This is a genomic window from Enterococcus sp. MSG3299, from assembly GCF_050555765.1.
Taxonomy (GTDB): Bacteria; Bacillota; Bacilli; order Lactobacillales; family Enterococcaceae; genus Enterococcus; species Enterococcus faecalis.
On the sequence record NZ_CP187869.1, the window covers coordinates 180788 to 199886 of the forward strand.

The following is a 19099-nucleotide window of genomic DNA, read 5'->3' on the forward strand; positions in this document are numbered from 1 at the left end:
GATTCGATAAGTATTTTGAAGACTGTAACACGTCTACAAATGTCTGTCAATGCAAAAGGAGACGTTGGGAGGGGCGCGATGAAACTAACGATTAAAGAAATTGCTGATATGGCTGGTGTTTCTGTCACAACCGTCTCACAAATTCTGAATAATAAAGGGAGTCGTTTCAGTGAAAAAACCCGCAACAAGGTGTTGGCGGTAGTCGCTGAAAATCATTACAAACCAGATTACTTTGCTTCGAATGTAATCAACCGTCATTCCAAAACCATTGGTATGATTGTGCCAGATGTGACGGATTTCTTTTTCTCAAAAGTGATTGAAGGTGTGGAAACATATTTAAATTCGTTAGGCTACATGATTTTGTTATGCAATTCAAAGCATGATTCCGAGCAAGCGATGCAATATGTTAGCGAGTTGATTCATCGGTCGGTGGATGGCATTATTTTTGCCACGCCGAATGTTTTGCCAGAAAATCATATTTTAAAAGACCGACGAGAACATCCGATTCCTGTCATTCTTGTCGATCGTGGGATTAATCCACGAGATAGTGGACGATTAATCGTTAAAGAGTACGAAGGTGCTTATCAAGCGGTCCATCATTTGATTCAACAAGGGCATCAGCATATTGGCATGTTGCGTGAAAGTGCCGGCTATTATCGTTTGACGGAACGAGTGACGGCGTATCAGCATGCGTTACAGGACAACAATTTACCTTTTCGTCCGCATTATGTTTGTGCTGGGGAATTGAACTTGCATGGCGGCTATGCTGCGGCGAAAGAAGTTTTGAAAAATGAAGAAATCACAGCAATTTTTTGTGGTAATGATGAAATGGCGATGGGAGCTTATCAAGCCATTGAAGAAGCGGGCAAGAAAATTCCTGACGATATTTCGGTGGTTGGTTTTGATGGCTTGGAAATTTCCGAATATTTGGTGCCGAGTTTAACAACCGTCTATCAGCCGAGTTTTGATATTGGCTATTATGCAGCAAAATTTTTGGTGGAAGCTATTGCAGATCCAACAGGGAAAGTTCCCAATAAAGTTTTTGATGCGACGTTTATTGCTAGAAAAAGCACAAAACCGATTTAAAAAACAGCTTAGAAATAGAATGTTCGTGTTGTTTGCGTTTTCACAAGAAAAAAATAATAGTAAACTGGTTTACTAAATGGTTTAAAGCTGAACGATTTTGTTGTATAATACATTATCGGGAAATCGGAGGGAACGAATTCATGAGAATGGTAGACATTATTGAAAAAAAACGTGACGGGCATCAACTAACAAGCGAAGAAATTCAATTTATTATCAACGGATACACAGATGGTTCAATTCCAGATTATCAGGTAAGTGCCTTTTTAATGGCTGTTTTTTACCAAGATATGACAGACGAAGAAATTACACAAATGACGTTAGCAATGGTCCATTCAGGCGAAATTGTGGATCTTTCTTCTATAGAAGGAATCAAAGTCGACAAGCATTCTACAGGTGGCGTAGGCGACACTACGACGCTTATTTTAGCGCCATTAGTTGCTAGTGTCGGGGTCAATGTAGCAAAAATGTCTGGTCGTGGCTTAGGCTACACGGGCGGTACGTTGGATAAATTAGAAGCGATTCCTGGTTTTAAAGTTGAATTGACAGAAGAACGTTTTATTCAATTGGTGAACGATACAAAAGTGGCAGTGATTGGTCAGTCAGGTGATCTAGCACCAGCAGACAAAAAACTTTATGCGTTACGTGATGTGACCGCCACTGTTGACTCAATTCCATTAATTGCAAGTTCCATTATGAGTAAAAAAATTGCCGCAGGGGCAGATGCGATTGTCTTAGACGTGACTACTGGTGAAGGGGCCTTTATGAAAGACCTAGCAAGTGCTCGTCGATTAGCGGAAACAATGGTTCGCATTGGGAAACTGGCAAATCGCCAAACGATGGCAGTAATTTCAGACATGTCACAACCTTTAGGGGAGGCCATCGGAAATAGTTTAGAAATCGTTGAAGCAATCGAGACCTTGCAAGGAAATGGGCCAGAAGATTTAGTGGAGATGTGCTATGTCTTAGGAAGTCAGATGGTCGTTTTAGCTAAAAAAGCCGAGACGTTAGACGAAGCACGGGCTTTATTAGAAGAAGCTTTAACAAGCGGTCGAGCGCTCGCGAAATTTAAAGAAATGATTGAAAATCAAGACGGCGACAGTTCCGTTGTTGACCAGCCAGAAAAATTATTAACCGCGACTTATCAATTTGATTTACCTGCCAAAGAAACAGGCGTGGTACAAAAAATCGTTGCCAATGAAATTGGCGTTGCCGCAATGTTGCTGGGCGCTGGTCGGGCTACGAAAGAAGATACGATTGATTTTGCAGTTGGCTTGAAACTTCACAAAAAAGTAGGGAGCCCAGTTGAAAAAGGCGAATCATTACTAACCATTTATGCCAATCGTGAAGACGTGACAGAAGTCGAACAATTGCTTTATAAAAACATTGAAATTGGACCAACCGGCGAAGAGCCTATTTTGATTCACGATATTATTACGGAATAAAACAAAAAGAAAAGAGGAATTCTCATCATGGAATTAAACCGCATGATTGACCACACTATTTTGAAACCAGAAGCGACAGAAGCCGCTGTCCAAAAAATTATTGACGAAGCTAAGGAGTACAACTTTTTCTCTGTATGTATCAATCCTTGTTGGGTCGCTTTTGCTAGCGAGCAATTAGCAGATACCGACGTCGCTGTGTGTACTGTTATTGGCTTTCCTTTGGGGGCAAATACACCAGAAGTTAAAGCATACGAAGCAGCTGATGCGATTAAAAATGGTGCGAATGAAGTGGATATGGTGATTAATATTGGTGCATTAAAATCACAACAATACGATCACGTACGTCAAGACATTCAAGGCGTAGTAGATGCAGCCAAAGGAAAAGCGTTAGTCAAAGTGATTATTGAAACAGCATTATTAACAGACGAAGAAAAAGTTAAAGCTTGTGAATTAGCCAAAGAAGCAGGTGCCGATTTCGTTAAAACATCTACTGGCTTCTCAACAGGCGGCGCTAAAGTAGCAGACATTCGTTTAATGCGTGAGACAGTTGGTCCTGACATGGGCGTTAAGGCTTCTGGTGGCGTGCATAATGCAGAAGAAGCGTTAGCAATGATTGAAGCTGGGGCAACGCGCATCGGTGCAAGTACGGGTGTAGCAATTGTTTCTGGCACAACTGGCGAAGGGTATTAATTCGTATTTTAAATTAAACGAAGGTGTGGCGAAAAAGATGACAGTAAAACAAGAATGGCTTGATTGTGCCGTAGAAGCATTGGCACACGCCTATGTACCGTATTCTAACTTTCCTGTGGGCGCTTGCTTAGTGACTGCAGACGGGAAAATGTATCAAGGAGTCAACATTGAAAATGCCTCCTTTGGTTTAACAAATTGTGCAGAAAGAACGGCGATTTTTAAAGCCATTTCAGAAGATGAACGGACCTTCCAACATTTAGTTGTAGCAGGTAATACAGAGGCACCCATTTCTCCATGTGGCGCTTGTCGTCAAGTAATGGCTGAATTCTTTGATCCACAAATGCCGGTCACGCTAGTTGGTAAAGATGGCGCGACTAAAACAATGACAGTTGAGGCATTATTGCCCTATTCATTTACAGATAAAGATTTTTAAAAAAAGGACATAAGGTTTCGTTGGGCTCAAAGTAGATTTCAATAGCATAAATGCGAATGAAATAATAGATAAAATAGTAGGGGGCTTTTCGGAAAGTGAAACAAGCAAAATTTTTAGGTCTAGGATTGGCAGCAGTTGCCTTAACCATTGGGTTAGCTGCATGTGGCGGCAATAGCAAAAAGAACGCCAACACAAAAGGTGATCCACAACATAGTGTCGTAATGGTCACAGATACAGCCGGCATTGATGACAAATCTTTTAACCAATCTGCGTGGGAAGGAATGCAAGAGTGGGGCAAAGAGCACAAACTTCCAGAAGGACCTCAAGGGTATGCGTATATTCAATCAAATGAAGCATCTGATTATACATCAAACATTGACCAAGCCATTTCAAGTCAATTTAAAACGATTTTTGGCATTGGCTATTTACTAAAAAATGCAGTAGTAGATGCAGCGGACGCCAACCCAGAAACGAATTTCGTTCTAATCGACGATACAGTTAATGGGAAAAACAACGTCGCTTCTGCAACATTTAGAGATAATGAATCTGCGTATTTAGCAGGTGTGGCAGCAGCTAACACTACGAAAACCAACAAAGTAGGATTTATCGGCGGGGTTGAAGGACCTGTTATTGGCCGTTTCCAAGCTGGTTTTGAAAAAGGTGTAGCAGACGCTAGCAAAAAATTAGGCAAAGATATTCAAATTACGTCTACTTATGCAGGGACATTTGCAGACGCTTCAAAAGGACGGGCCTTAGCTTCTTCTATGTATCAAGCAGGTGCCGACATTATTTATCACGCAGCGGCGACTACAGGACAAGGAATCTTCCAAGAAGCCAAAGCGCTAAATGAAACAGGTTCAAAAGATAAAGTTTGGGTGATTGGTGTTGACCGTGACCAAAACGAAGACGGTAAATATACAACCAAAGATGGCAAGGATGATAACTTAACGTTAGCTTCAACCATTAAAGGTGTAAATATTGCTGTGAAAAAAATCTCTGATCTTGCATTAGAAGATAAATTCCCTGGCGGCGAACATTTAACTTATGGATTGAAAGATGGCGGTGTTGATTTAACAACAGAAGCCCTAAGCGATCAAGCCAAAACGGCAGTTAAAGAAGCCAAAGAACAAATCATCTCTGGTGACGTAAAAGTCCCAGACCAACCTTAGAAACAACTTAGTTGTTTAAATACATTAAACTATTTTTAGGAGGCTTTACAGAAATGAAAAAAGCAAAATTATTCGGTTTTAGTTTGATTGCATTAGGTTTATCAGTTTCACTTGCAGCATGTGGTGGTGGCAAAGGAAAAACCGCTGAAAGCGGCGGTGGCAAAGGGGATGCAGCGCATAGTGCTGTAATCATTACAGATACAGGCGGCGTGGATGACAAGTCGTTCAACCAATCTTCTTGGGAAGGATTGCAAGCTTGGGGTAAAGAACATGATTTACCAGAAGGTTCAAAAGGGTATGCATATATTCAATCGAATGATGCAGCTGACTATACAACAAATATTGACCAAGCGGTATCAAGTAAATTCAACACAATCTTTGGTATTGGCTACTTGCTAAAAGATGCAATTTCTTCTGCAGCAGATGCCAACCCTGATACAAACTTTGTTTTAATCGATGATCAAATCGATGGCAAAAAGAATGTCGTTTCTGCAACATTTAGAGATAATGAAGCAGCTTACTTAGCCGGTGTTGCTGCTGCAAACGAAACAAAAACGAACAAAGTCGGTTTTGTTGGTGGTGAAGAAGGGGTCGTAATTGACCGTTTCCAAGCTGGTTTTGAAAAAGGTGTGGCTGATGCTGCGAAAGAATTAGGTAAAGAAATTACTGTTGATACAAAATATGCGGCTTCATTTGCTGATCCTGCCAAAGGGAAAGCTTTAGCTGCTGCAATGTACCAAAACGGCGTTGATATCATCTTCCATGCTTCTGGTGCGACTGGACAAGGGGTCTTCCAAGAAGCAAAAGACTTGAATGAATCAGGTTCTGGCGACAAAGTTTGGGTAATCGGTGTTGACCGTGATCAAGATGCTGATGGCAAGTACAAAACAAAAGACGGCAAAGAAGACAACTTCACGTTAACTTCAACACTTAAAGGTGTCGGCACAGCGGTTCAAGATATTGCCAACCGTGCGTTAGAAGACAAATTCCCTGGTGGCGAACATTTAGTTTATGGATTAAAAGATGGTGGCGTTGACTTAACAGACGGCTATTTAAACGACAAAACAAAAGAAGCTGTTAAAACAGCAAAAGATAAAGTAATCTCAGGTGACGTAAAAGTCCCAGAAAAACCAGAATAATTTAAGCTCCTAAATGAAAAAAGAAGGGCTCATTATTGTTCCTTCTAAAAATAAAGTGGTCCTTGGCAGCGACGGCTGCCAAGGAAACCCTTTATGATGTTTGGATTTTTAACTAAATAGTTGAGGTTCTTCAACTACTTAGTTAAGGGTCAAAATTACCCTCTAAAGTATTGCCAATATAATTTTGTTAGGAAGTGAATAGACCTTGTCTCAAGAAGAAAACGTAATTGAGATGCGTAAAATCACCAAAGAATTTGGGACGTTCAAAGCCAACGACCAAATTGATTTACAAGTAAAACCTGGTGAAATCCACGCACTGCTAGGTGAAAATGGTGCAGGCAAGTCGACCTTGATGAATATCTTATCAGGGCTATTGGAACCGACCTCAGGTGAGATTTATATGAATGGCGAAAAAGTCAACATTACAAGTCCTACTGCAGCCAATCGTTTAGGAATCGGAATGGTCCATCAGCATTTTATGTTAGTTGAAGCCTTTACTGTGACTGAAAATATTATCTTAGGTAGCGAACCTACCCATGGCGGTATTTTAGACCGGAAAAAAGCGAAAAAAGAGATTGAAGAAGTGTCTAAGCAATACGGGTTGGATGTAAATCCCAATGCCTATATTCGCGATATTTCTGTAGGTATGCAACAACGGGTTGAAATTTTAAAGACCTTATATCGTGGTGCGAACGTTTTAATTTTTGACGAACCAACCGCAGTATTAACGCCACAAGAAATTGATGAATTAATGATTATTTTGAAAGAACTAACCGATGAAGGCAAATCGATCATTTTAATTACACATAAGTTAGATGAAATTAAAAAAGTAGCAGACCGTTGTACGGTCATTCGCCGGGGGCAAAGTATTGGCACCGTCAATGTGAAAGATGTTTCTTCGCAACAGTTAGCCGATATGATGGTGGGTCGTTCTGTTTCCTTCAAAACAGAGAAAAAACCAGCGCAACCGAAAGAAACAATTTTATCAATTAAAGATTTAGTAGTGAAAGAAAGCCGCGGCTTAGATGCAGTGAAAAATCTTAGCTTAGATGTCCGAGCAGGGGAAGTTGTTGGAATTGCGGGGATTGATGGCAATGGACAAACAGAATTAATCCAAGCCTTAGCAGGATTAACCAAAGTCGAAAACGGGTCCATTCATTTGAATGAAAAAGAGATTACTAATCGCAAACCTCGGGAAATTACGGAAATGGGTGTCGCCCACGTTCCTGAAGACCGACATAAATATGGCTTAGTATTAGAGATGACATTGGCTGAAAATATTGGCCTACAAACGTATTACCAAAAACCATACAGTTCAACAGGTATTTTAAACTATCGAATGATTAACAAACACGCCCGTGAATTAATTGAAGAATATGATGTACGGACTCCTAATGAATTAGTACCAGCTCGGGCGCTTTCAGGTGGGAATCAGCAAAAAGCGATTATTGCCCGAGAAGTTGACCGCGATCCAGATTTGTTGATTGTTTCTCAACCAACACGCGGTTTAGATGTCGGAGCTATTGAATACATTCATCGTCGACTAATTGAACAAAGAGATAAAAATAAAGCTGTTTTATTAGTAAGTTTTGAATTAGATGAAATTTTAAATGTTTCTGATCGTATCGCTGTTATTCATGCGGGGGAAATCGTCGGAATTGTTGATCCGAAAGAAACGACAGAAAATGAATTGGGCTTGTTAATGGCTGGCTACTCATTGGAAGAAGCCCGTGCTGAGTTATCAAAAGTAGAGGCAGGTGAAACTGTTGAATAATCGTTCTGAAAAAATAAGAAATATTTTAGTCCCTGTGTTATCTGTTATTATGGGTTTCCTCTTAGGGGCAATTATTATGGTTATCTTTGGCTATGACCCAGTGGCTGGGTATCAAGCGATGTTTGAAACAGCTTTCCAAGGAAAGAAAAGTATTGGTGAGATTTTTGTCACCGCAGCACCGTTGATTTTTACCGCTTTAGGATTCTCGGTGGCAAATTCGGCTGGATTCTTTAATATCGGGCTTTCTGGACAAGCCTTATGTGGTTGGGTGGCTAGTATTTGGGTCGCTTTATCCATGCCTGATGCACCCCGGATGATTGCGTTGCCGGTGGCGATTATTGTTGGCGCGGTTGCAGGAGCTTTAGCAGCAGCCATTCCAGGTTTCTTGCGTGCCTATTTTGGGACGAGTGAAGTTATTGTTACGATTATGTTGAATTATATTTTATTGTACACAGGAAATCATATTGCTAATAATGTCATGAAACCAAGTATTATGGCGAACAAAGGGATCACCAAAATGATTGGTGCGAATGCATCATTACGCTCACCGTTTTTAACAAATATCAGTGATGGCTCTCGTTTGAACATCGGCATTTTCTTGGCCTTCATTTTCCTTATTCTTGTATGGTTCTTGATGAAAAAAACAACGCTTGGTTTTGAAATTCGGTCGGTGGGGTTAAACCCATTTGCTTCTGAATATGCTGGAATGAGCAGCAAGCGAACGATTATTTTATCCATGATGATTTCAGGAACGCTGGCTGGTTTAGGTGGTGCGGTCCAAGGATTGGGGACTTTCCAAAACTTCTTTATTCAAAACACATCGTTGAGCATTGGGTTCGATGGTATGGCCGTGTCTCTATTAGGAGCAGGTAGCTCAATCGGGATTTTACTTTCCGCATTACTGTTTGGAATGTTAAAACTTGGTGGACAAGGAATGCCGTTGATAGCTGGTGTACCAACCGAATTAGTTGATGTTGTTATTGCAGCAATTATTTTCTTTGTGGGAATTAGTTATTTAATTCGTTTCTTGTTAGCAAAAGCGTCTGGTAGTAAAAAAGAAGTAGCGATTGTAGAAACAATTGAAGCGGCGCCAGACAAAAACAATCAAGAGGGGGGAGACATCTAATGGATTTAGCAACAATTTCCTCAATCATCACGCAAACATTAGTGTATGCAACTCCGCTCATCTTGACAGCATTAGGCGGAACGTTCTCAGAACGAAGTGGTGTGGTTAACGTTGGCTTGGAAGGTATTATGGTAATGGGCGCTTTCAGTTCGGTCGTTTTTAACTTGACGTTTGCTGATACATTTGGCGCGGCGACACCATGGATTGCTTGTTTAGTAGGAGGCGTTGTCGGGATTGTCTTTTCTCTCTTACATGCCGTTGCAACCATTAACTTACGAGCAGATCATATTATCAGTGGTACTGTCATTAACTTGATGGCACCGGCGCTAGGGGTTTTCCTAGTAAAAGTTATTTATCAAAAAGGACAAACAGATATGATTACACAATCATTTGGCTATTTTTCTTTCCCAGGATTGTCAAAAATTCCAGTGATTGGTGAACTATTCTTTGCAAAAACCTCTTTGCCAGCTTTCGTAGCAATTTTGATTGCGATTTTAGCTTGGTTTGTCATTTATAAAACACGTTTTGGCTTACGGTTACGTTCTGTGGGAGAACATCCACAAGCGGCAGATACATTGGGAATCAATGTCTATTTAATGCGTTATTCTGGCGTCTTGCTATCCGGCTTCTTAGGCGGTATGGGCGGAGCTGTCTTTGCTCAAAGTATTGCGGGTCGTTTTGGGATTACCACAATTGCAGGACAAGGGTTTATTTCAATGGCCGCAATGATCTTTGGTAAATGGAATCCACTTGGGGCAATGGGCGCAGCCTTATTCTTTGGCTTTGCACAAAACTTAAGTATTGCTGGGGAAAACTTACCAATTATTTCAGAAATTCCAAAAGTTTATCTACAAGCAGCACCATACGTATTGACCATTTTAGTCCTAGTTGTGTTCTTCGGAAAATCATCGGGACCAAAAGCGAACGGGAAAAATTACGTCAAAACGAAATAAGAAAAGAAATGGGCCCTCCGTCAAAGCGACGGGGGCCATTTCTTTTCTTAGGATAATCAGTTGAACACAAGCGGCATTAGGCACTGCTTCACTGCAAAAAAGCGAGTTGATAAAGGAGACTTAACTTTTTTCCTTTGGCTGTTTTTTACAATTCGAAGGAAGTGTCGAAATTTTGAAAAAAACCAACAGGTCTAGCAGCTTTTTTTCAAAAATCGTTGGTTTTTCTGCTATACTTTTGTTTGTAGTCAGAATAGGAAAAGTGGAGGACGTTCAATGAATAAAACACGTGTAGAAGCATTTAGTGATGCAGTCATTGCCATCATCATGACCATCATGATTTTAGAAATTAAGACTCCTCAAGTGGGTGTTTTGGCAGGTTTGATAGAAAATATCCCATATTTTTTATCGTTTATTGTCAGTTTTATTTTTATCTGTATCGCATGGTACAATCATCATTACATAATATCCGTAACTCATTGGTTTTCTAAAAAAGCGTTTTGGGCAAATAATTTTTGGTTATTCTCCATGGCCTTCATTCCGGTAGCAACTGCTTGGGTGAGTGAATTTTGGTGGATGCGGGCACCCGTTTATTTTTATCTTGTTGTGTATACGGTTTGGGATTTTGCTTACTTCTTGCTAACAAGGATCATTTATGAGGACAATGCAGTGAAAGATCCACAGGGTGCAGCTAAGTTAAGAAAATCGAAATCTTATAGTAAGGCAACAAAAATCATTCATCTTTGTCTTTTCGCAATCGGATATATCGGTATTTATTTTTATCCGCCCATTGGCATTGGTGTGATTTTATCAGAAGCGGTTATCTGGTATTTAAATGTGCCAAAAGAGGGAGACCGCTTGGAGTGTTAAAAGTTTTGATTGTATAAAGAGTCGTGTTCTTTTTAAAGAGCAGGCTATTCGAAAAAAACAATAAAAAAGTTTCCTAATTACGGTGGGAGACTTTTTTTCTTTCAGTTTTTAAGCCCTGCTAAAATCGAAGGAATCAGTGAAAATTTTAATGCTCTTTCAGGCAATAATAGCGGATTCATGGTATAATTGAAGAGCTGAGAATAAATAGATTATTCTGTTTGATTCTCGAGACTATTTAAAAGGCTAGCGTAAAATAATTGTCATTCTTGACGTATTTACGACCTTAGAGGAGGAAGCAAGTGTGTTTAAACGTGTTCATTTAATCGTACTAGATTCAGTCGGTATTGGTGAAGCACCAGATGCTGAAAAATTTGGAGATGTCGGCAGTGATACACTGGGTCATATTGCCAAAGAAGCGGGACTAACCATTCCTCATTTAGAAAAACTTGGATTGGGAACTATTGCTCCTTTAACAGGTGTCAAAGCAGTGGCAGACCACGATGGCTATGCCACCAAATTAGAAGAAATTTCTGTTGGAAAAGATACTATGACCGGTCACTGGGAAATTATGGGCTTGAACATCAAAAAACCTTTTCGGGTATTCCCAAACGGCTTTCCTGAAGAATTGCTGAAACAAATTGAAGATTTTTCTGGGCGAAAAGTTGTTTGTAACAAACCATATAGCGGGACAGCAGTCATTGATGATTATGGCGAACATCAAATGAAAACAGGGGATCTAATCGTTTATACTTCAGCAGATCCTGTTTTACAAATTGCGGCGCATGAAGACATTATTCCATTAGAAGAATTGTATAAAATTTGTCAATATGTTCGTGACATTACGAAAGACGAACCTTATATGATTGGTCGGATTATCGCTCGCCCGTATGTTGGTGAACCAGGTAATTTCACTCGAACCAGTAACCGTCATGACTATGCTCTAGATCCTTTTGGCCATACTGTTTTAGATTCGTTGAAAGAAAACGGCAATGATGTGATCGCTGTTGGGAAAATTAACGACATCTTTAATGGACAAGGAATTACTGAAGCTATCCGCACGAAGAGCAATATGGATGGGGTGGATCAATTATTAACGGTCATGAACAAAGATTTCACAGGTTTAAGTTTTACTAACTTAGTGGATTTCGATGCGCTGTATGGCCACCGTCGTGATGTGAAGGGCTATGCAAAAGCCATCGAAGATTTTGATGGTCGTTTGCCAGAGATTATGGCAGCTATGGCCGAAGATGATTTGCTTTTAATTACAGCAGATCACGGGAATGACCCAACTTTCCCAGGAACAGACCACACACGTGAATATGTGCCTTTATTGGCTTATAGTAAAAAAATGACAAAACAAGGCAGCTTGCCACAAGGATTTTATTCAGATATTTCAGCAACGATTGCTGAAAACTTTGAAGTTCCTGCAACGGAAAACGGTCAAAGCTTTTTAAATCAATTACAATAATTCGAGGAGGCAACACATGACAACGTTAACGAATCATTTAAACGAAACAACTGAGTTTTTGAAAGAAAAAGGGGTGCAACAAGCAGACTTCGGTCTAATCTTAGGTTCAGGGTTAGGTGAATTAGCTAATGAAATAACCGATGCGATTGCTATTCCTTTCTCTGAAATTCCCCATTTTTCTGTTTCAACAGTCGTTGGACATGCTGGACAATTAGTTTACGGAACGCTTTCTGGAAAAAAAGTTTTGGCGATGCAAGGACGTTTTCATTATTATGAAGGACATTCGATGCAAACGGTCACTTATCCTGTTCGTGTGATGGCTGCTTTAGGCATTCATTCAATGATTGTAACCAACGCAGCTGGTGGCGTAAATGAAACATATACACCGGGGAATTTGATGTTAATCAATGACCACATTAATTTTACAGGCGATAATCCGTTAATTGGTGAAAATGATGAAGAAATCGGGCCGCGTTTTCCAGATATGAGTCATGCTTATACGCAAGAATATCGGGAAGTGGCAAAAAAAGTGGCTGCGGAACAAAATATTGATTTAAAAGAAGGCGTGTATATGGGCTTTTCTGGCCCGACATATGAAACGCCTGCAGAAATTCGGATGTCACGGACGATGGGTGCGGATGCAGTTGGCATGTCAACTGTTTCGGAGGTCATTGTAGCTGTGCATAGTGGCATGAAAGTACTAGGCATCTCTTGTATTACGAATTTAGCAGCTGGTATGCAAAGTAGCTTAAATCATGCAGAAGTAGTTGAAACAACTGAACGCGTTAAAGGACAATTCAAAGAGTTAGTGAAAGCAACACTAGCAGCTTTATAAAAAAAGGAGTAAACCAGAATGAGTGTGCATATCGAAGCAAAACCAGGTGAAATTGCCGATAAAATTTTACTACCAGGGGATCCCCTCCGAGCAAAATATATTGCGGAAACTTTTTTAGAGAATCCTGTCTGCTATAATCAAGTTCGTGGGATGTTAGGTTACACAGGAACGTATAAGGGACAGCATGTTTCGGTCCAAGGAACAGGGATGGGTATGCCTTCAGCAGGTATTTATGCCCATGAGTTAATTAACTCTTACAATGTGAAGAAGTTAATTCGTGTTGGTACGTGTGGTTCTATTTCAGAAAAAGTCAACGTTCGTGAATTAGTTATCGCACAAGCAGCAGCGACACCTTCTTCCGCGATTCGCAATGATTTTCCTAAATATGATTTTCCACAAATTGCGAGCTTTGATCTTTTACTCAAATCTTACGAAATTGCTAAAGCAAAAGGCTTTACTACCCATGTTGGTAACGTATTGTCAGATGATGTTTTTTACAAAGATAGCTTAGATGATGTCTTTCGTTTAGGTCGATACGGGGTATTAGCGATTGAAATGGAAGCGGCAATGTTATATTATTTAGCAGCAAAATTTGATGTAGAAGCATTGGCGATTATGACGGTGAGTGATAGCTTGGTGACAGGCGAAGAAACAACGGCAGAAGAACGCCAAACGACGTTTAATGAAATGATTGAAGTTGGTTTAGAAACAGCAATTGCTAATTAAAAAAATGCTTGGATGAAAACAATCATCCAAGCATTTTTTTTAATTTAAGAGCGCTTTTTTTACATCTTCAACAATTTGGGTATTCGCAATAGGTCCGTTGTATAACCAACTACTTTTTTTATCATAGGTATGAACTTGGTTATTTTTCACAGCAGGTAAGTTCTTCCAAATTGCTTCTTGGAAAAGAGGTGCTGATTCATCACTGTTTACAAGGAAAATGTGGTCTGCGTCAAGCTCAGCTAATTTTTCTAAAGAAACTTGATTCCAATCCGCAGTAGCGTTTTTAGAAATTTCTTCCACTAATTTTGGAACTTGGAGGCCTAAGTCTTGATAGAGCACGGTTCCGCTTGAGCGATTATCGCTAACCATAAAGACTTGGTTGTTGGTTACCCATAAGACTGCCGCAGATTTGCCAGCATCTTTTTTGCCAAGGTCTTCTTGGACGCCTTTGGTTAAGGTATCATAATCTTCTAACACTTTTTTCGCTTGTTCTTTTTTATCTAAAACAGTGGCAATATCTTCCAATTGATCACGCCAAGTGACATTTTCGCCGTTTTTGACTACATAAGTTGGCGCAATTTTACTGTATTCTTTGTATTTACCGCCTTCAACTAGAGCAGATGAACTGATTAATAATAAGTCAGGTTCAAATTTTAGAACCGCTTCATATGGCAAGTCATAGGAAATAGTGGGGACATCTTTCAATTCTTTCGCTAAATAATCTTGAATGCTACCTTGTCCAACTGTCCATTGTGCCACTGGTTTTTCTCCTAATGCAACTAGATAATCTTCTAAATAACTCGCAATAATCCGTTTGGGTTTCGCGGGGACGGTTACTTTATTGCCTAAGGTATCTGTTACTTCATGTGTTTTGTCAGCGTTGTTGGCTTCTTTATTCGTATTACCACAAGCTGCGAGTAAGAATGAACCAAGAAGAAGGGTTGTACCAATTAGGACCGTCTTTTTTAAAAGTTTCATTGTGTAACTCCTTTATTTTTAGTTGATAACGATTCTCATTATCAGTTAAAAACGACCGTTTGTCAATCATCGCTTGCTTTTTTGAGCAAATAAGTTGCATTTTTTAGATAATTCGTTTTTTTGATTGGAAGAAACATTGCTTTTTAAGGAAGGGTCTTTTATAATCAAGGAACAATGAGTGAGAACGATTCTCAATAAATGTAAAATAACGACAGAAAAATTAAAGAGGAATGGTTATGAATTATTTAGAGGCAGAGGACTTAACTACAGGATATGGTCGTCAAGTGATTAGTGAAGCGCTGAACTGTTCATTTGAAGCGGGAACTATTACAAGTATTATTGGACCAAATGGTTGTGGCAAATCGACCTTGTTAAAAACACTTGCGCGTATTTTGCCAGCTGAGAAAGGCAAGGTGTTCATTAAGAACCAAGAACTTCAACATTTTTCTTCAAAAGAAGTAGCACAAGAACTAGCGATCTTATCACAAACGCCAGAAAATACAATCGATTTATCTGTTTTTGACCTCGTCTCTTTCGGGCGATATCCTTATCAATCGGGCTGGAAAAGTGTCACCACAGAAGATCAAGAGTACATACAATGGGCATTAGAATTAACAGGCTTAACTGAGTTAGCTAGAGAGTCTGTGGCAATTTTATCAGGTGGGCAACGCCAACGGGTTTGGATTGCTATGGCGCTAGTGCAGGATACAGATATTTTAATTTTAGATGAACCGACCACCTATTTGGATCCAGCGCATCAGCTAGAAATTTTAAATGTGTTAAAACGAATTAATCAAGAACATCAGAAAACTATCGTGATGACGATTCATGATATTAATTTAGCTTCTCGTTTTTCTGATCGCGTGATTGCGATGAAAGAGGGAAAGATTATCAATGAGGGAACACCGCAAGAAGTGATTACTGTTACTGGCTTAGCAGATGTTTTCGCTATTCAAGCAGAAATTAGTTATCATAGTCAGACACAGCGGCCACTAGTGCTTTCTTATGAGTTGATGGAAATGGAGCTGGATGGATGAAAGGCATAAGCGGATTTTATAGACACCAATGGCAAGTGTTACTTGTCTGTCTTTTTTTGCTAATTGGTACAATGCTTCTGTCATTGATGTTTGGTGCGACGTCGGTTTCGATTCAAACGATTATTGAATCATTTACGCACTTCGATGCGACCAATCAAGCGCATCAAGTCATCCAAACGGTTCGGTTGCCGCGGATTTTAGGGGCCGCTTTTGTGGGAGCAAGTTTAGCGGTGAGTGGGGCGTTAGCGCAAGGGATTACGCAAAACCCATTGGCAGATTCTGGCTTGCTGGGTATCAATGCTGGGGCTGGCTTGGGCTTAGCGCTTGTTTTTGCTTTCCTCCCTCAGGCAAGTTATTGGTGGCTTTTAGTTGTTTCTTTTCTTGGTGCTGGCGTGAGTGTGGCACTGATTTATTATCTTTCTAATCATTCAATTCGAGGAGCAAGCCCCATGCGTCTGACCTTAGTGGGAGCTGGTATTAGTGCCCTTTTTTTATCATTTAGTCAATTCTTAGCCATTCAGTTCAATTTGAGTCAAGAGTTAACGTTTTGGTTTCTTGGCGGTGTCAGCGTTATTTCTTGGGCACAATTAAAAATAGTCGTCCCGATCTTTCTGGGCGCATTTGCATTAGCAATTCTGATTAGTCCGTCGGTGACTATTTTACGGTTTGGCGATGATGCAACAATTGGTTTGGGGCGAAATCCGCAGCGTATTCGGTTGTTTGCCAGTATAACGATTTTGCTTTTATCAGGATTGTCTGTGGCGCTAGTTGGCTCGGTCAGTTTTGTTGGTTTGGTGGTGCCTCATGTGATGCGAACAGTTTCTGGAGAAAATTACCGTCGCTTGATTCCGTTCTCGGCGTTAGGCGGTGCGCTCCTCGTTTTGGTGGCAGATTTAATCGCTCGAATGGTGAATCCGCCTTTTGAAACACCATTTGGGATTATCACGGCCTTAATTGGCATCCCATTCTTTCTTTATTTATTTCGTAAAGGAGGGCAACTAGGATGACACAGAAAAAAGTGTCCCGTTGGGTGGCTATCTTAATAGTTGGGATTATCCTAACTGCTTGTATCAGTTTAACGCAAGGGGAATTATCTGTTTCCTTCATGGATTTAAAAGCCCTTCTTTTGGGACAGGGAAGTCAGGCCAAACAACTGTTAGTTTGGGATTTTCGGTTACCACGGATTGTGCTTGCGGTCCTAGCGGGCGCAGCTTTAGGCTTAAGCGGCGCTATTCTTCAAGGGATTACTCGGAATCCGTTAGCAGATACTGGGATTTTAGGCATTAATGCGGGTGCGGGTTTGGCAGTGATTTTGTTTATTAGTTTTATTGAAACGACAAGTATCACGACGTTTGCACTTCCGCTCGTGGCCTTAGTTGGCGGCTTGCTAGCGGCTGTTGGGATTTTGGTAATTGCGTATCATCATCGTTTAGGATTGACGCCAGTTCGAATGGTCTTAGCGGGTGTCATTTTGAGTACGGGTATTTCAGCACTCACCTTATTAATTACATCAAAAATTGACACTGAAAAGTACCGTTTTGTTACAATGTGGCAAGCAGGCAGTATCTGGGGCAGTAATTGGTTCTTTGTGGGCGCTTTGTTGCCTTGGTTAGTCATCGGGTTCTTTTTTGCGATGAAGCGTCATCGTCTGTTGGATATTTTACAATTGGGGGACGAAACAGCTATTTCTGTAGGTATTGCTGTGAAAAAAGAACGAATCGTTTCGTTGCTGTTAGCGGTGATGTTGGCGGCATCAGCGATTTCCGTTACAGGGGGAATTAATTTTTTAGGTTTACTTGCGCCACATATTGCTCGCAAATGTGGTTTTACGCAACAAAAACAGGTATTGCCGTTGGCGGCGTTGTTTGGGAGTTTACTTTTATTGGTTAGTGATACGATTGGTCGGCTATTGCCTGGCAATGGAGAAATGCCTGCAGGGATTATTGTTGCGATCATCGGTGCGCCTTATTTTCTTTGTTTGTTAATCAAAACAAGCGATTCGTTATAAAAAAGAATCAAAAGCTGGGTCAAGCGATCGTTGTGAAAGCAACTGTCATTTGCTCGGCTTTTTTATTGGCGGATTTTTAAAAAAATAGTATGATAAATGCGTAAGAGCATTGAATGGAGGATGAAAGAATGGAAAACTTTAATTTTTATGTACCAACAGACATCCGTTTTGGGAAAGATCGTTTAGACGAATTACCTGCTGTGTTAGATCAATTTGGCAAAAATGTCTTACTTGTTTATGGTGGCGGTAGTATCAAACGTAATGGCTTGTACCAACAAATTACTGATTTGGCCCAAAAAAACGGGCATACACTGATTGAGTTGAGCGGTGTCGAACCAAACCCGCGCATTGAAACCGTTAGAAAAGGAATTGAGTTGTGTAAAGAAAACCAAGTCGATGTTATTTTAGCAGTTGGCGGTGGTTCAACCATTGATTGTTCCAAAGCAATTGCTGCGGGCTTTTATTCGGAAGAAGATATCTGGACAGTTATTGCAGCCAGAAAAGGGTATACTGGTCCTGCTTTACCAATCGTGACCATCTTGACTTTAGCAGCAACAGGTAGTGAAATGAACGCAGGTGCTGTCATTTCTAACTTAGAAACCAATCAAAAATTAGGCTTTGGTGGTCCGAATATGATTCCAAAAGTTTCGTTCTTGGATCCAACGAATACTTTTACGGTTCCTCAAAATCAAACAGCAGCTGGCTCAGCGGATATTTTCAGTCATTTGATTGAAAACTATTTTAGTATTTCGACAGGCACGGACGTCCAAGATTTTGTGTCAGAAGGCTTAATGCGAACGGTTATCAAAAATTGTCCTATTGCTTTAGAAAATCCAGAAGATTATGATGCACGTGCTAATTTAATGTGGGCAAGTAGTTTAGCCTTAAATGGGTTAACAGGGCGCGGCAAACAAGGTGTTTGGTCTTGTCACCCAATGGAACATGAATTAAGTGCGTTTTATGACATTACGCATGGGATTGGCTTAGCAATTTTAACGCCTCGTTGGATGAATTACGTTTTGTCTGAACAAACCGTAGGCAAGTTTGCACAGTTTGCTCGAAATGTTTGGGGAATAGTCGAACAAGAGGAGGAAGTAGCAGCGAAAAAAGGTATTCAAGCATTGTATGATTACTTTGTGGCTTGTGGCATTCCAATGACATTACCAGAAGTTGGCATCGAAGCAGATAAATTTGAAGAAATGGCACAACAAGCTGTGGCCCATAGTGCAATTGCCGAAAAGGCTTATGTACCATTGGATGTAGCGGACATAGTAGCGATTTATAAAGATTGTTTAACCGAAAGTCAATTTATTTAATCCATAAAAAAGCGGTTTGCCTTGGCAAACCGCTTTTGTTAATAAGAAACAG

Annotated in this window: 18 protein-coding genes; 17 read left to right on the top strand and 1 reads right to left on the bottom strand. The window is 40.3% G+C overall.

The window, feature by feature from the left end; translation table 11 throughout:
* The first annotated feature begins 78 nt into the window (after positions 1-78).
* The 13 genes from IGL23_RS00910 to deoD all read left to right on the top strand — a co-directional run bounded on the left by IGL23_RS00910 (position 79) and on the right by deoD (position 13708).
* On the top strand, positions 79-1086 hold the full coding sequence (locus IGL23_RS00910; protein ID WP_002356164.1) for a substrate-binding domain-containing protein: 1008 nt from the start codon (positions 79-81) through the stop codon (positions 1084-1086).
* 140 nt (positions 1087-1226) lie between these two features.
* A complete protein-coding gene (locus tag IGL23_RS00915) occupies positions 1227-2528 on the top strand; it encodes a pyrimidine-nucleoside phosphorylase (protein ID WP_033594615.1) in 1302 nt (433 codons plus the stop codon).
* A gap of 27 nt (positions 2529-2555) precedes the next feature.
* Entirely contained in the window at positions 2556-3218 is a 663-nt protein-coding gene (deoC, locus tag IGL23_RS00920) for a deoxyribose-phosphate aldolase (protein WP_033594617.1), read from the top strand.
* Positions 3187-3651, top strand: coding sequence for a cytidine deaminase (locus IGL23_RS00925; protein WP_002387503.1), 465 nt, complete (start codon positions 3187-3189; stop codon positions 3649-3651). The genes deoC and IGL23_RS00925 overlap by 32 nt, the downstream gene beginning before the upstream one ends.
* Before the next feature lie 95 nt (positions 3652-3746).
* Positions 3747-4820 (top strand): BMP family lipoprotein, encoded by a 1074-nt coding sequence (locus IGL23_RS00930; protein ID WP_430619666.1) that lies wholly within the window; start codon positions 3747-3749, stop codon positions 4818-4820.
* A gap of 53 nt (positions 4821-4873) precedes the next feature.
* Positions 4874-5959 carry a BMP family lipoprotein gene (locus IGL23_RS00935; RefSeq protein ID WP_002356169.1) on the top strand — a complete coding sequence of 362 codons (1086 nt, stop codon included), beginning with the start codon at positions 4874-4876 and terminating at the stop codon, positions 5957-5959.
* 205 nt (positions 5960-6164) lie between these two features.
* On the top strand, positions 6165-7733 hold the full coding sequence (locus IGL23_RS00940) for an ABC transporter ATP-binding protein (RefSeq protein WP_002381361.1): 1569 nt from the start codon (positions 6165-6167) through the stop codon (positions 7731-7733).
* Positions 7726-8859, top strand: coding sequence for an ABC transporter permease (locus IGL23_RS00945; RefSeq protein ID WP_010710976.1), 1134 nt, complete (start codon positions 7726-7728; stop codon positions 8857-8859). Before IGL23_RS00940 ends, IGL23_RS00945 begins: the two co-directional genes overlap by 8 nt.
* Positions 8859-9812, top strand: coding sequence for an ABC transporter permease (locus tag IGL23_RS00950; protein WP_002356172.1), 954 nt, complete (start codon positions 8859-8861; stop codon positions 9810-9812). The genes IGL23_RS00945 and IGL23_RS00950 overlap by 1 nt, the downstream gene beginning before the upstream one ends.
* 273 nt (positions 9813-10085) lie before the next feature.
* A complete protein-coding gene (locus tag IGL23_RS00955; RefSeq protein WP_033594619.1) occupies positions 10086-10679 on the top strand; it encodes a TMEM175 family protein in 594 nt (197 codons plus the stop codon).
* A gap of 301 nt (positions 10680-10980) precedes the next feature.
* Entirely contained in the window at positions 10981-12147 is a 1167-nt protein-coding gene (deoB, locus tag IGL23_RS00960; RefSeq protein WP_002356179.1) for a phosphopentomutase, read from the top strand.
* A 16-nt stretch (positions 12148-12163) separates the two neighbouring features.
* Positions 12164-12982 (top strand): purine-nucleoside phosphorylase, encoded by an 819-nt coding sequence (locus IGL23_RS00965; protein ID WP_002356180.1) that lies wholly within the window; start codon positions 12164-12166, stop codon positions 12980-12982.
* An 18-nt stretch (positions 12983-13000) separates the two neighbouring features.
* Positions 13001-13708: a purine-nucleoside phosphorylase gene (gene deoD, locus IGL23_RS00970; RefSeq protein ID WP_002396136.1), complete on the top strand. Its 708-nt coding sequence runs from the start codon at positions 13001-13003 to the stop codon at positions 13706-13708.
* Between the two features lie 39 nt (positions 13709-13747).
* Here deoD and IGL23_RS00975 read toward each other — a convergent pair whose 3' ends face one another.
* Entirely contained in the window at positions 13748-14686 is a 939-nt protein-coding gene (locus tag IGL23_RS00975) for an iron-hydroxamate ABC transporter substrate-binding protein (RefSeq protein ID WP_002361532.1), read from the bottom strand.
* 230 nt (positions 14687-14916) lie between these two features.
* Here IGL23_RS00975 and IGL23_RS00980 point away from each other — a divergent pair, with 230 nt between their 5' ends.
* The 4 genes from IGL23_RS00980 (at position 14917) to IGL23_RS00995 (ending at position 19047) form a co-directional block, all read left to right on the top strand.
* Positions 14917-15723, top strand: coding sequence for an ABC transporter ATP-binding protein (locus tag IGL23_RS00980; RefSeq protein WP_002356183.1), 807 nt, complete (start codon positions 14917-14919; stop codon positions 15721-15723).
* Entirely contained in the window at positions 15720-16730 is a 1011-nt protein-coding gene (locus tag IGL23_RS00985; protein ID WP_002368567.1) for a FecCD family ABC transporter permease, read from the top strand. The genes IGL23_RS00980 and IGL23_RS00985 overlap by 4 nt, the downstream gene beginning before the upstream one ends.
* On the top strand, positions 16727-17731 hold the full coding sequence (locus tag IGL23_RS00990) for a FecCD family ABC transporter permease (protein ID WP_033594621.1): 1005 nt from the start codon (positions 16727-16729) through the stop codon (positions 17729-17731). Before IGL23_RS00985 ends, IGL23_RS00990 begins: the two co-directional genes overlap by 4 nt.
* 113 nt (positions 17732-17844) lie before the next feature.
* Complete coding sequence (locus IGL23_RS00995; protein WP_002386357.1) at positions 17845-19047, top strand: iron-containing alcohol dehydrogenase; 1203 nt, start codon at positions 17845-17847, stop codon at positions 19045-19047.
* Positions 19048-19099: the final 52 nt, after the last annotated feature.